Raw genomic sequence first — 15,289 nt, forward strand, 5'->3', positions numbered from 1 at the left:
ATGGAAGTGCTTGGAGTGGATATAGGAGGAACAAATATCAATGCTGGTCGTGTTGAAGGAGAATCGATTATAAATCAATTCTACATTGAGGTCGACAAGGAAGATTCTGAACAACAAACTCTTGAACGTCTATTTAAATGTATTGATAAATTGGTTTCCGATACTACTGAAGCTATAGGCGTTGGAGTACCTGCCGTAGTCGATTGTTTAAAGGGAATTGTTTATGAGGTTCAGAATATCCCAGCTTGGAAAAAAGTCCATCTCAAGAGAATCTTGGAAGATCGCTATAGAATTCCAGTTTATATAAATAATGATGCCAATTGCTTTGCAATGGGAGAAGCATTATTTGGAAAAGGAAAACTTTACAAAGACTGTATTGGTCTATCTATTGGCACAGGATTGGGCATGGGAATAATAATCGATAACAAAATTTATAACGGTGTTCTTTCCGGTGCAGGGGAAATAGGTATGGTTCCCTACAAGGATAGCATTTTAGAAAATTATGCAAGTAGCTTTTTTTTTACTGAAAACTATGGATTGAGTGCCAAAGAAGTACACGATCGGGCAAAACAGGGCAACGACATCGCACTTAAAGCTTTTTCTGAATTTGGTGAACATTTAGGCCAGGCTGTCAATACCATTTTGTATGTATTGGCGCCCGAAGCTATCATTTTAGGAGGATCTATCAGTAAGGCTTATCCTTTTTTTAAAAAGCCCATGGAAAAGATAATGGATTCATTTGCCTATCCGGAGCAAATCAAAAATCTAAAAATTGAGCTATCGGAATTGACAGAATCTGCAATTTTAGGAGCAGCAAGCCTATGCTATCAAAAAACAGAAAATATAAAACAAGTACAATAATTTTACAATGCCGTATTTATTGCCATGAAATCAATGATATCGGTAAAAAGACTATTTAAATGAAGAAAATATTACTGTTGCTATTGATTTGTGCGTTTTTGAACGGATTTGCCTCGGAAATAAAAAAAATAACTGTTACCATTGAAAATAATATGGAAGGTGCGCCAATAACTTTGGGCATTCCTTTTCCAAAGGGAGAATTGCATTCCACTAATAATATTCGCCTATTAAATTCCAAAGGCAACGAAATACTATGTCAGACCACGGAAGTTTCAACTTGGGAACCCGCCGATGATAGCATCAAATGGGTCTGGGTGTTTTTCTTTTCGGAGGGGGAGTCTACTTATACCCTGGAATACGGTAGCGATATTGTTCCGAAAAGACCTGATGAACGAATAGTTTCCACAAACAATATGAGACCTCGTGGTGGTATTAAAGTCAATACGGGCCCTTTATCATTTTCCCTGAACAAATTGGGAAATGGTTTTTTGGATGAGGTTTATCTCGATTCCAATCAAGATGGGAAATTTAGCAACAATGAGCTTATTGCCTCATCCCCAGAAGATAACAGAGGGACTTTTCTTGATTTATTGGACGATTCTGGCATAGATATTTCCAAAGCTGTGATAAACGAGGTGTTCAGGGAAAAAGGGTCAGGTCCTATGCACGCCATATTTAGGGTTGAAGGTACTTATGTTTATGGTAGAGCGGACAACAATATATCTCCATTTACAATTCGGCTGCATGCTTATGCTGGAAAAACGTATGTAAAAGTTTTGCATACGATGACGTATACCGGTATTCCGGATAAACACAAAAGGCAGAAAGGCGAGCATGCCAATATAGCAACGCAAAACAAAGAAATTTTATCAGAAGATACCGCTGATGATCCTGGATGGACACAACCGAACGACCAAATTGCAGCCTGTGGCCTACAATTAAAATATCATTTGCAAGAAAGTGCCGAAGTTTCTATGCCTTTATTTGAGGAAAATTGGGATGCAATGTCATTAACACAAAAAATAGAGAAACTTGGTGCCACTAAAAAAGTAAGCTTACTGCAAAGAGGTCCTAAAAGAAATAGTGGAGAAAGTGCTAGAAGCTTATTTACTGGCGAATCAAAAAAAGAGAACAGTGCAAACGCATCTTCAGCCAATAAATCCTCCTTTAAAGCCACTGTCACCCAGGGCAAAGAAATCGTAACCGAATCGCAAAGAGCAAAAGGATGGATCAATGTTTCTGACGGAACCAGAGGAATAAGCGTAGGAATCAAAAATTTCTTAGAGGAATACCCAAAAGGAATTGAAGTAGACCCAAACTCAAAAATGTTAAAGGGAAACATATGGCCTTTGGAAAATGGACCCATGAACTTTGCCAGAAAAGACACCGAGATGGATGGTCAAATGCTGGGAAATTTTGCACAGGGCATTACAAAGACGACCGAGTTTCTATATTATTTTCATACCAATCAAACAGATGCGGTTATCGACCAAAAAATGGATTATGTGCTCAATAGTCCTGTTGCGCACGCCTTACCAGAATGGTACACGTCTTCAAGAGTTTATGGCAATATGGCTCCCTATTCCGATAAATATTTAGAGTTTGAGAACGGCCTACAGTATAAATATGAATGGTGGGCCTTTAATCAAAGAAAGCAACCTTGGTACGGAATGTTCGACTACGGCGACGGAAAAACATATTTCTTTAAGGATAAATGGTTTCAATGGACAAATAATGAACCTACCGTCGATTTTATGCTCTGGACCAACTTTATGAGAACAGGAAATGCCGATTATTATCATATGGCGCAGGCCATGAGCAGACATACCATGGATGTTGATAATATTCATTGGCCAAAAAAGAGATCTTATCTGGGCCAGATAAACGATGCGATAGATTTCTGGGATTTTGAAGATGAGCCAGAATCCACTCCTTATTTAGGGATTGGCCGAAGACATGCAAATGAACACTGGCATGCCCTCTTAAGTGCACATGTTTGGATACAGGGATGGATTGCATCTTACTACATTTCTGCTGACCATAGAGCACTTGAAGTTGCAAAAATGACAGGTGATACTTATTTAAAGCGTATATGGGGAGAACATGATCTAAGAGGAAGAAGATTGTACTTATCCGTACTCAATCTAGTGGAATTGTACGATGCTACCAAACTTGATAAATATAAAAAAGAACTGGACGAAAGAGTAGACTTGATGCTGATGTTTCAAAAAGAACAAGGAGGGAATTTACTCTTGGACAGGTATGGGTATAGTCAAACATATGTTGTACAGGGCTTGTACAAATATTATCAGCTTACAGGAGAAGAACGTATTAAAAAAGCACTTCTAAAACATGCCAATTGGGTCAGGGACGTACCGCCATTGAATCACGAAATGGAATCATATCTTGCCTCCATTCACCCTTTGTTGATAGGTTATGAATTTAGTGGTCAACATGCATTTTTGGAAGAAGCATTGGCACGTGCAGAAATGCTCAAGGTTAAAAAATTATCAAAAAATAGTAGTGAATTTGACAGTGTGGAATCCTACAATGAGGCATTGTTAAAAGTTTCCAATCTTCCAAAAAGCGATAAGCGCTTTACCAATTGGGAAATCAATCAGGGATTGAGAGTATTTGGATGGACGCACGCCTACAATATTCCTTATCTACTTTACTGGCTTGATCATAAAGAACAAAAGATTACAAAGTAATAGTTTAGTTGAACTATAATCCCTGTGGGATGAAAAGAAAAGCTCCCAAATATTGGGAGCTTTTTTTACTTTATAATCCAGTATGCAAAATCATTATAATTACTATGGATAAAATATGTCCTTAATTCGCCATAGGGACCTCCATCAATAGTACTTTAGAATCTTTTTCTATGGCCAAATCAATCGTTTCTGCATCCTCGATGGCAAGAGCATCCCTTTTTTTGAGTATTTCTCCACCTACTTCACATTCGCCCTCCAAGAGAAAGAGATAAACTCCATTGGACTGATTATTTACCTTATGCATTATTTCGGTCTTGGTATCAAAATTCCCCAAATAAAACCATGCATTTTGATGAATCCATACACCATCATCCTCCGGTCTGGGCGAAAGAATTTGATATAGGGTATTCGTCATATCGGATTTTTTCAAAGTAATCTGATCGTATCGCGGTTCTACGTTCGCTTTGTTCGGCACTACCCATATCTGTAAAAATTTGACTTTTTTTTCCTTACTATGGTTATATTCACTGTGCTGTACGCCAGACCCAGCACTCATAACCTGTATATCGCCGTTACGGATAATCGTGGTATTTCCCATACTGTCCTTATGTTCCAAGTCTCCTTCCAGAGGTATGGAAATAATTTCCATATTACTATGGCCATGGGTACCAAAGCCCATTCCGGCAGACACCTCATCATCGTTCAATACGCGAAGGGTTCCGAATCCCATACGGTTAGGGTCATAATAGTTGGCAAAACTAAAAGAATGATAGCTGTTCAGCCAACCATGATTGGCATGGCCTCGGGAGTCTGCTTTATGTAATGTACTTTTCATTGCTTAAAATTAAAAATTGAATGTTCTAAAGTAATGAGCTATTGATTTGTTTCTTTATTATCAACGAGTTCATAACCTGTAAATATTTTCTTTGAATATTGTTCACAAAGGTTTTACGGTAAGTTCTTCGATGTTCCATCCAGCACGCTTAGCGCCTGCTTGGTAGGCACTTTCCAAAAAATCCAATAATGCTGCTTTCGAATCATCAAGTTTTCTGAGCGCATCATAAGAAAGAAAAGCCATCGGACTCCCATTGGACTCTATCCACTCGGCCGCATCCGGCATTAAAGGTTCTTTATCCAATCCTTCTGGCGATGGATAGGCATATGCATAGAATGCAGGGTTACGCACTTCTGCATCCCCTGCCCAAAACCCAAAACTGATTACTTCATGTGAATAGGCATCTTTATCCGCGGCTTTCGCATTGGGCATTTCAGGGCCTTTTTTTCCAGAAAATCTTGTCACGGCCATATCCATATGGTGCCAGTAAATATGAACGGGGCAGGTTTTACTGTACGATTTTCCACTAAATTCTTTGAATAATTGATCAACCTGTACCAAAATTTGCCAAAAACGCACTACATACTCCTTATCATAGCTTTTGTGTTCCGTACTTTCAGCAAAAGATATCGTATCGGAAAGGTCATAAGGTTTGGCAACTATATCGAATAATATCCCCAAATCATTCAGATTAGCGGAAATTTTTTTATAAAACTCGGCGACGGACAAACCATTGGTCAATTCAAAACTACGGCTTTCCCCATTGCTGGTTTGTATATGAAGTTGATGATGAATAAAATCGAACTGTATTTCAAAAATAAAATCACCATATAGAATTGAGCGGGTGGTTATTCCCTTACTATTTACATAAAGTGTTATATACCACCAATGATTTTTTCTGGGCATCAAGGCCAATCGTATCTTACCTACAATCTGAAGGTAACGATGTAATGTTTCTTTTGTTGGCTCCCACTCTTCTAAAGGTAATTTTGGGAACGGATTTGAGCTATTGGTTTTATCGGACACTATTTGCTTTCGTTTATGCCTATTAAAATAGGCATTTAAATCAACCTTGGACGTTAAGAAATTTAAAAAACTAGAGGTCGGTAGATGGTTACATACTAAAAATAATTTATAATTAATTGATTGTCAATTTTTTAAAATATTGAATATTGTCGGTTCGAGCGTAGTCGACAACTGCTTGTCCGTATAAAGTAGGTTTTGACTGCGCTCAACCTGAGATTTGTTGGAAAACCATAAATTTCAATAAGTAACCATCTACTTACCTCTATAAAATATTCTTGCAAACTATTTTATAGAAAACTCCTTTTGCAAGGAATCCAGTTTAAGTTCGGTCTTCTTAAGGTCAAATTTTAAACTATCAATCCCTCTTATATATTCTGATTTCAGCAACTCTATTTTTCTATCAAACTCATCAATAGGAATATATCTGGGTTCCAGAAATACTTCTTTTAATATTCCAAAAATCGTGAACAAAAAACTTACAACTACCGCTGAAATAATTATAATTAAAAGTGTTTTCTCTCTCTTTAAGTTTAATGAATTTTCATGTAAAAGCAGTGTTGAATCTTTGGAGGATTCACGTTTGTCTGAAAGTTGGTTGACAAAAACATCCCATTTCTCTTCTTCTTTAATGTACATGTCGGTGAATCCACCACCATTTAAAAAATCTTGGGTTTTTGGCGTTGAGGCCAACATGAATACTTCAGCTCCATTACCGCTCATCACATCCAAAATACCAGAGTCATACTCCCTAATATCCCTTACCAATTTTACGACAAAATTTAAACTATAATTTGGATGCAGAAATTCTTCATAGAGTACTTGGATTTCAAAATAATCGCTGCGATTGAGCGCATATTTTAAAAAACGGTCTTTTAGCTCGGCTTTAAAAAATTCTCCCATCTCTAGATAAGAAAAACAAAGGGTTGGTCTTTTAGTTGTTATTATCAAAGTTACTGCAAACAGCTAGTGAATCAATGGATTGAATGTAAAGAATTCATTATCTATAAGTGGTAAAGATTCCTAAAAAACTGTCAAGAGCAAAAAACTTAGCTAGTAATACTATTAAAATCACTACATTTAGTTAAGTATGTCAATATATCGTATTATCAAAACGGTTTTATTTATTGATTACTCTTTAGCAATGAACAAGTGTCGGTATCCCCAAAATCCATGGTTTTTTATTTTGTAATTATTCATTGATAACTGATATTCAGTATTTTGAATCTTGCATTAATTTTAATTAAAATGCCCAGGTGAATAAAGCAGAACAAATATTTTGTCTAATATTCCTTTTCGTAAGCGTTTCTATATTTTCACAGGAATTACCTCCGATCCAGAATTACGCTCCTTCAGAATACAATGCCGAAAGTCAAAATTGGTCCATTGCACAAACCAAGGACAAAATAATATATGTTGCCAACAGTAAAGGTCTTTTGCAATTCAATGGTGCCAAATGGACACTTTTTCTATCACCAAATGAGACCATACTAAGGTCTGTTAAAGTTGTCGGTGAAAGAATCTATACTGGATGTTATATGGAATTTGGTTATTGGCAGAAAGATAGTTTTGGTCTGCTACGATATACTTCACTATCAAAAAAAATAAAAAATACTTTTATACAAGATGAAGAATTTTGGAATATTCTGAACATAGATCAATGGATAGTGTTTCAATCACTAAATCGAATTTACATTTATGACACGACGGACGGTTCCATAAATACGATTGACTCTGACACATCTTTGCCAAAAATATTTAACATAGATAATAATATTTATTTCCAAAGGCCCAATAAAGGTGTTTATCGTATTGAGAATGGAAAGGATATTTTAATTTACGATGCCGAACCATTCAGAAAGTACGAAATCATAAATATTTTTAAAAGCAAAAATGCCCTATCAATCCTTACCCGTCAAAATGGTTTTTATAAGATAAAGGACCAAACTTTGGACAAGTGGAGTATCAGTTCAGATACGCTCTTATCTAGAGTAAGTATTTACAGTGCCATTGAACTAAAAGATAAAACATTTGCTTTGGGAACCATCTCCCACGGATTAATACATCTTGATGAAGATGGAAACTTGTTGAACCACATAGACCGAATAGGCGGATTAAGGAACAATACGGTGCTATCACTGTATGAGGATTCCGATAATACACTTTGGCTTGGCCTTGATAACGGCATCAGCTATATTAACCTAAAATCTCCCTTCAAAGATTATTATGACAAAAAAGGTGTAGCTGGCAGCGTGTACGCCTCAACCACTATGAACGGTATCTTGTATTTGGGAACAAACCAAGGTCTTTTTTATAAGCAATTGAATAATGATAATGATTTTAAACTGGTACAGGGCACGCAGGGCCAAGTATGGTCTTTGAACATTATTGACAGAAAATTATTTTGCGGACATCATTCGGGAACTTTTATTATAGAAGAAAATAAGGCCAGGAAGATTGCAGACATTCAAGGTACATGGAAGGTTACAAGTCTTGGCCAAACTTCAGGTTTACTTCTACAAGGAAACTACGATGGCCTTTATATTTTACAAAAAATTGGCAATGACTGGCAAATAAAAAATAAAATAGAGGGCTTTAATCATTCAGCCAGATATTTTGAACCATTTGGGAAATACGTTTTCGTAAATCATGAATACAAAGGCGTTTTCAAGGTAGAGGTCGACAGTAGCTTTTCAAAAAGTATGAACGTAAGTGTTGATACTTTGATAAAAGGTTCAAATTCTGGATTGATCAGGTATAGGGATGACTTGTTGTACGCTTATAAGAAAGGAATCTTAAAATATAATAAGGAGCGTGACACTTTTATTAGGGACAGTGTCTTAAGCAAAGTCTATACCCAAGACGAATACATATCGGGCAAAATGACGGTAGATCGTAAAAATGGCTATTTGTGGATATTCACAAACTCAAAAGTCAATTTTATTTCTGAAGGAAAATTGGTCAAAACACCTAAAATCAAATCTATACCCCTGCCAGAAAGCATGCGAAACAGTACGGTGGGATATGAAAGTGTTAGCGCACTGGAAAACAATAGCTACTATTTGCTTGGAACAAGTTCTGGTTACATTACCGTTGACATTGATAATTTTAAAGAAAAAGAATTTACAGTCAATATCGCAAGTATTGGGAAAGCAGGAAAAAACAAGGACAGTAAAAATCAGGATTTAGTCAATAAAAATGTGAAAGGTAGTTTTAAGACTAACGAGAATAATCTTGAAATCTCTTATTATGCAGCAAATTATGATAAGTACCTTAAATCACATTATCAGTTCCAATTGACCAACATGTACCCAAACTGGAGTGAATGGTCAAAAAAATCTTCCGTTACGTTCGAGAACCTTCCCTATGGTGATTATACCTTTAAGGTAAGGAGCAGGATAGGTACTAAGATATCCAAAAATATAGCTACATACTCTTTTGAAATTGCTAGACCTTGGTATTTTTCCAATTTGATGCTCGTAATTTATATTTTGGGAATACTATCCAGCTCCATTCTAGTTCATAATCTTTATAAACGACATTATCACAAGCGCCAACAAAAGCTGATTTTAAAAAATAAACGCGAAATGGATTTGGCCAGGGTACAGAACGAAAAGGAGATTATAAAAATTAAAAATGAGCAACTCAAAGAAGAATTCAAAAGTAAGAGCAATGAATTGGCCGCTTCAACACTGAGCATTATAAAAAAGAATGAATTATTGTCAAAAGTCAAAGAGCAACTTCTAGCTAACGTTGAGAAAAAAGAATCTGTAAGAGCCATCATCAACATAATTGATAAGAGTCTTAACCAAAATGATGATTGGGAGCTGTTCAAAGAGGCCTTTAACAATGCCGACAGAAAATTTTTAAAGAAATTGAAAAAGGCACATCCCAATCTTTCCCCAAACGATATAAAGCTGTGCGCCTATCTAAGGTTGAATTTATCATCAAAAGAAATAGCACCACTATTGAACATTTCAGCGCGTAGTGTTGAAATAAAAAGGTATAGGCTACGTAAAAAAATGGACTTGACACATGATGAGAATCTGGTAAACTACATACTCAAGCTTTAAGTTTCTTAAAAAATTAAATTACTACCTCAACAATACCTATACAAATCTAAATCTTAGGTAAAAATCAATATACCGTAGATTCCCTTTAAACCTTCTGAAAACAAGCTGTTTTAATGATTTGATAAAAAAACAGCATTTTATTTGCCATGTATACTTTTTGTTGAGCTATTTTTTGTGGAATATCTATTTTTTTAGGATAAGTTTAACCGTTGGGAAATAGAAAAAAATACGCTATTGCCCATCATCAACTAAAACTAAACATAACTATGAAAAACAATTTTGTGAGACTACTCCTCTTCATGTTCACGACAGGACTGTTTGCTCAAGCCGATAGAGTATCAGTCGTAACTAATGAAGATGGGATGAAGTTGGTCGTCAATGGAGAGGATTTCATGATCAACGGCATGAATTGGGATTATATTCCAATAGGAACCAACACGGTCAACGCAGCGTTTTGGGAAAAACCAGATGACATTATCAAAGCTGGGCTGGACACAGAAATGTCGCTTCTTAAAAACATGAATGTCAATGTTATTAGACAGTATACCGGCGTACCTGCAAAATGGATTCAATACATCTATGAAAATTATGGGATTTATACCATGCTCAACCATTCCTTTGGACGCTACGGGCTTACGTTAAATGGTGTATGGACCCCTGTAACCATTTATGATGATCCTACAACACAAGAGTTCTTGATGTCCGAGATGGAAGAGCTTGTCAACGGGTACAAAGACACACCTGGACTTTTACTTTATCTTTTGGGAAATGAGAACAATTATGGGCTATTCTGGGCTGGTGCAGAAACCGAAGACTTTCCAGATGATCAAGGAAGAATAGATTTTATAGGAGAAAGTCGGGGTAGGCCCATGTATAAACTCATGAACGAAGCAGCAAAGAAAATGAAAGCTATGGATGCATCCCATCCCGTTGCACTCTGTAATGGCGATGTGCTCTTCATAGATATCATTGCAGAAGAATGCAAGGATGTGGATATCTACGGAACCAACACCTATCGAGGAGCTTCATTTGGGGATATGTTTCAAGTAGTAAAGGATAAACTGAATAAGCCTGTTATGTTCACGGAGTTTGGAGCGGATGCATTTAACGCCATTGAAAACAAGGAAGATCAATATTCACAGGCATATTACATGGTAGAAAACTGGAAAGAAATCTATGAGAATGCTGCAGGAATAGGCAAAGCTGGAAACTCTATCGGAGGATTTACGTTTCAATTCAGCGATGGCTGGTGGAAATTTGGTTTTGATGACAGAGCAAATGCAGACGTACACGATAATAATGCTTCATGGTCCAATGGAGGCTATGCAAGGGATTTGGCATCACCGGGTACCAACAACATGAACGAAGAATGGTTTGGAATCACTGCAAAAGGTGCAACCAATCCAAGAGGGCTTTACGAACTTTATCCACGTGCAGCTTATTATGCACTTAAAGAGGCGCATCAATTAAATCCTTATGAAGAAGGTGTAGACCTTGCATTCATAGATAATCATTTTGATAACATAGAGTTGATGGATGCTGTTCTTAAAGCTCGTGGTGACAAAGCGGCCTTAAATGGGGAGCAAAGCAATTTACTTCGTATAAGCAATCTTACGGCAAGACTCTCAACTTTCAGTACGGGCGGTAGTTTGATTACGACACCGGATAACCCAGATCCAGACGACGCAATTACATTTCCAAATCAATTAGGGTTTGATCATATGCAATCCTACTTCATTGGAGTGGAAGGGAATCCAGCTCCAAATATGCGGGCCGAAGTGAATTTTAATGTAGTGGGCAATGTTGCCCAAAACCCCATCAATGAGATTTTTTATGAAAACAGGGCTAGACCGATTTTAGTGAATACACCAGAAGGCGATGTGCCGCTAGTTGATAATAACAGGGTGGCTGTTTACCAAGCAGAATTCGAGTGGAACGCAAAAGAGTTCGATTTAAGGGGTTTTTATAGAACTGGACACTACCACTGGGGGTATGAAGGGGACTTTTTTGGCCTGTATCCAGAAGCCAATTACGGACCTAACCTTGATATCTATAATGGAGAGATTTTAGGTGCCGAAATAGATGGAAAAGGACCCTTGAAAGGTTTAAAAGCTGCTATAGGGCCACAATTATGGTGGGGCGCTAATCCTACCATGCTTTTTAAGTACAAGAGACATATAGGGAAATTCGACGTTACAGGTATCTATCATAGGGATTTTGAAACTGAAATCGTTTTTGATGAAAACGGACGTAGGGTTTTGGATGTCAATCAACTACGAAGTGGTGTAGTTCCACCTTGGCCCACTGAAAGAGCAACATTGGCCATAGAACGGGAATTTGGAAAAGTTGGAGTTATGGTGGGCGGAATTTGGGCAGGAAGTCCATTGAACGGAACCTCTTTCCAAGATGTTAGGGGCACGCCTGGAAACTACGTTGTTTTTGAAGATAGAATCCAAGCCGAAGACAACTGGGGTGGTAAAATTAAGGTTACCTATGAAGGTGGAAAGTTCAATTGGTATGGACAAGCATCAGCCATGGGATTAATTGCCAATGGTGGTGCGGACCAAACGATGACTTTTACTGGTTGGAAATTAAGGGATACGGGAAGTGGTAATGTAACCAGTGTATTTTCTGGATTTACCATCGCAGCAGGAAATTTTCAGATTGCCCCCAATTTTATGTGGCAAAAACCATTAGTGGATGCCATACCACGAGATGTACAAGCCCCCGGTCGATTAAGAAATATAATTGATGATCCCTTTTCTGTGCGCTGGAATCGTGAAACCACGGCAGGGGAGCTATTATTAACTTTTGATCCAACACCCGGTACATGGATGTACGAGTGGGATAACGATAGGTCTGAAGATGCCAAGTTCGCTATGAACTTAGGCTTTGTATACCGCCACCTGCCAACTACCATGGATGCACATATTGGATTCTTGGCTGATCGTACCATTTTTTCTTTTCCGAATTCGGCGCCCGCACAAGACTTATGGGAAATACACTCAAGAATGGTTTCAAAGCTAAGCCCAGAATTGGGGTTGATAGGGAATTTTTACTACGGTAATGGACAGGCCAATGGTGATAGCGACAGATTAATAAAACGTTTTGGAGGGGATATCCGTGGCATTTATAAGAAAATGAAATTGGAAACGCATGTAAGAGTTAATGATTGGGGACCTTTTGATTACCATAGAGACTTCAACTTGACATTCCCATTACAGTTAATGTTGGATCTCTCTACCACCTTGGGCAAACCGGACTGGTTCATTTTACCAAGCACGCAAATAGGAATCCGCGGTACATGGAGGTCTTTAAATCAATTCTCACCAAGATTTGCTCCAAATGCTGCTGAAGAATTTGCGACAGAACCTACCATTAGCCCTGTTGGTTTTGGCAATGGTAGTGAATGGGAGATAATGACTTACGTACACATCAACATTGGCAAATAAAAAGATTGAAAGATGAAAAATATTAGAAATATACACTTACGTTTTACACTCCTTTTGAGCTTGGGTATTGCTGTTTTTTCAAGTTGTGAAAGAGAATTTTCAGATGATGTACAATTTGCAACATTTTCTAACAATGGAGACATATTTACAGACGAACCAGTAGGACTCACAGATGAATTTTTTGATTCCTTTGACCCAAACGAAGGAGCAAATCCTGAGGGCTTTGGTACGGATGATAATGTCGCTTTTATGGGGACATCTTCCATACGCATTGATGTTCCCGCACCAGATGACCCAGACGGTGGCTTTATTGGAGGCATTTTCCTAGACCGGGGCGATGGTAGAAATCTTACCGGATTTGACGCCTTGACCTTTTATGCAAAAGGCTCCATAACCGCTACCATTGGGGAAGTAGGTTTTGGAACTGATTTTGAGGAAAACAAATTTGCAGTAACTGCCCAAAATATACGCTTATCTACGGATTGGCGAAAAGTTGTCATTCCCATTCCAGATCCGTCAAAACTGGTACAAGAAAGGGGAATGTTTTTTTTCTCGGCGGGAACACAAACTACCAATGGTTTTGGGTATACTTTTTGGATTGATGAGCTACGGTTTGAAAAACTAGGAACTGTAGCCCAACCTAGTCCCGCTATCTTTTTTGGACAAGACATTGATTCTCAGGCCTTCATTGGTTTTGAATTTCTTTTGACTGGTCTTACCCAAACCTTCAATTTAGCTTCAGGGGTAAATCAAACGGTAACTGTTGCCCCCTCCTATTTTGACTTCACGTCTTCAGATAATTCAGTGGCCATAGTCAATGAATTGGGGCAAATTTCAGTAATAGGCTCAGGAAATACTGCTATAACTGCGCAATTGGCCAATGTTGGGGCTTCTGGTTCATTGGACATCGATTCTGGAGGTAATTTACCAAATGCCCCAATCCCAATTGAGTTGTCTACTAATGTAAGCTCCATATTCAGTAATGAATACACTAACGCAACGGAAAGTAATTTCGTGCCAAATTTTGGAGGCTCAACGACAAATACACAACTCTTTTCCAATGGTGGTGACGAAGTATTGATTTATACAAACAACAATTTCACGGGAATCCTACTCAATAACACTATCGATGCTACAGAGCGTACCTTCCTGAATATAGATGTATATGTACAAGATGCCGCTACTAATATTGAGGTACAGATTAGGGATGTGGGTCCAAACCAAGAATTGGAAACAGATGTAAATAATGGAAATCCTATTGGGGATGATGCAGACAAAAGGTTTAGTATAAACGGATTGACACCAGGACAATGGACTTCCATTGAAATTCCATTGGATGGAGATTTGGCTGCTCAAAGAAACAATCTTGGAGCACTTATCTTGGCGGGTGGACCAAACTTCATATTCGACAACATTTACTTCTATACGGAATAATTGGGTCTTGAAAATTGAAAAAAATGATTATGAAATATATACAGATTAAAACAATACAATCGGTAGCGCTGGTATGCCTTGGGGTAATGGCAATGAGCGTTATATCAGGTTGTGAAACAGATGAAACACAGACAGTGGCTACATTTACAAACTTAGTACTAGAAGAAAATTTTGATACGGATGGAGCACCAAATGAACAAATTTGGGGTTTCGATATAGGAAATGGTCCAGGCGGCGATGGTTGGGGCAACCAAGAGTTGCAATACTATACGGACCGTTCCGATAATGTTCGTATTGAAAATGGTGTATTGTTGATTACGGCTAGGGAAGAGTCTTTTGAAGGTTCTCAGTATACATCGGCCAGATTGATTACCAAAGATAAATTTGAGCAGCAGTACGGTCGTTTTGAGGCTAGAATCCGTTTGCCTTTCGGACAGGGAATATGGCCCGCATTTTGGATGTTGGGAGCAGATATTGATGAAAACCCATGGCCGGGTGCCGGTGAGATCGATATCATGGAATATCGAGGGCAAGACCCTTCAATTCTTATAGGAAGTGTTCATGGACCAAGGTATTCTGGAGGAGATGCCATTTCCAAAGAGTTTACACTCGAAAATGACCGTTTTGATACAGGCTTCCACATATTTGGAATAGAATGGGGACCAAACTTCGTAAATTTTTATGTGGACGATGTGCTTTACAATCAAATTACCCCAGAAGATGTTGATGAAGAAACAGATGGCGAAGGAGTGTGGGTATTTGATAAACCCTTCTTCATTTTAATGAATCTTGCCGTGGGCGGAACCTTTGTTGGGTCCCCAAATGCAGAGACCGAGTTTCCACAAACTATGATCGTGGACTATGTAAGGGTGTACGAAAATTAATAAACTAAACTAACTT

Annotated in this window: 9 protein-coding genes and 1 pseudogene; 7 read left to right on the top strand and 3 right to left on the bottom strand. The window is 38.0% G+C overall.

Annotation, left to right across the window (positions count from 1 at the left end):
* The 3 genes and pseudogenes from HME9304_RS02495 (at position 1) to HME9304_RS02500 (ending at position 3,572) form a co-directional block, all read left to right on the top strand.
* Positions 1 to 861 (top strand): ROK family protein, encoded by an 861-nt coding sequence (locus tag HME9304_RS02495; protein WP_112377090.1) that lies wholly within the window; start codon positions 1 to 3, stop codon positions 859 to 861.
* 152 nt (positions 862 to 1,013) lie between these two features.
* A pseudogene (locus HME9304_RS17265) lies at positions 1,014 to 1,607 on the top strand (RIFT barrel domain-containing protein); the annotation flags it as partial.
* Positions 1,602 to 3,572: an exo-rhamnogalacturonan lyase family protein gene (locus HME9304_RS02500; protein WP_417935253.1), complete on the top strand. Its 1,971-nt coding sequence runs from the start codon at positions 1,602 to 1,604 to the stop codon at positions 3,570 to 3,572. The pseudogene HME9304_RS17265 and the gene HME9304_RS02500, both read left to right, overlap by 6 nt.
* A gap of 121 nt (positions 3,573 to 3,693) precedes the next feature.
* On the opposite strand, the gene HME9304_RS02505 is transcribed toward HME9304_RS02500, so the two are convergent.
* The 3 genes from HME9304_RS02505 to HME9304_RS02515 all read right to left on the bottom strand — a co-directional run bounded on the left by HME9304_RS02505 (position 3,694) and on the right by HME9304_RS02515 (position 6,333).
* On the bottom strand, positions 3,694 to 4,407 hold the full coding sequence (locus HME9304_RS02505; RefSeq protein WP_112377092.1) for a pirin family protein: 714 nt from the start codon (positions 4,405 to 4,407) through the stop codon (positions 3,694 to 3,696).
* Between the two features lie 102 nt (positions 4,408 to 4,509).
* A complete protein-coding gene (locus tag HME9304_RS02510; RefSeq protein WP_112377093.1) occupies positions 4,510 to 5,433 on the bottom strand; it encodes a DUF5996 family protein in 924 nt (307 codons plus the stop codon).
* Positions 5,434 to 5,715: 282 nt separating this feature from the next.
* Complete coding sequence (locus HME9304_RS02515; RefSeq protein WP_112377094.1) at positions 5,716 to 6,333, bottom strand: hypothetical protein; 618 nt, start codon at positions 6,331 to 6,333, stop codon at positions 5,716 to 5,718.
* A 353-nt stretch (positions 6,334 to 6,686) separates the two neighbouring features.
* Here HME9304_RS02515 and HME9304_RS02520 point away from each other — a divergent pair, with 353 nt between their 5' ends.
* The 4 genes from HME9304_RS02520 (at position 6,687) to HME9304_RS02535 (ending at position 15,273) form a co-directional block, all read left to right on the top strand.
* On the top strand, positions 6,687 to 9,503 hold the full coding sequence (locus HME9304_RS02520) for a helix-turn-helix and ligand-binding sensor domain-containing protein (protein WP_112377095.1): 2,817 nt from the start codon (positions 6,687 to 6,689) through the stop codon (positions 9,501 to 9,503).
* 266 nt (positions 9,504 to 9,769) lie between these two features.
* The gene (locus tag HME9304_RS02525) at positions 9,770 to 12,955 is read left to right on the top strand and encodes a glycoside hydrolase family 2 TIM barrel-domain containing protein (protein ID WP_112379701.1); all 3,186 of its coding nucleotides are present in this window, start codon (positions 9,770 to 9,772) and stop codon (positions 12,953 to 12,955) included.
* A 12-nt stretch (positions 12,956 to 12,967) separates the two neighbouring features.
* A complete protein-coding gene (locus HME9304_RS02530) occupies positions 12,968 to 14,389 on the top strand; it encodes a glycosyl hydrolase family 16 (RefSeq protein WP_112377096.1) in 1,422 nt (473 codons plus the stop codon).
* Between the two features lie 29 nt (positions 14,390 to 14,418).
* Complete coding sequence (locus HME9304_RS02535) at positions 14,419 to 15,273, top strand: glycoside hydrolase family 16 protein (RefSeq protein WP_313789989.1); 855 nt, start codon at positions 14,419 to 14,421, stop codon at positions 15,271 to 15,273.
* Positions 15,274 to 15,289: the final 16 nt, after the last annotated feature.

Source organism: Flagellimonas maritima (assembly GCF_003269425.1).
GTDB lineage: Bacteria > Bacteroidota > Bacteroidia > Flavobacteriales > Flavobacteriaceae > Flagellimonas > Flagellimonas maritima.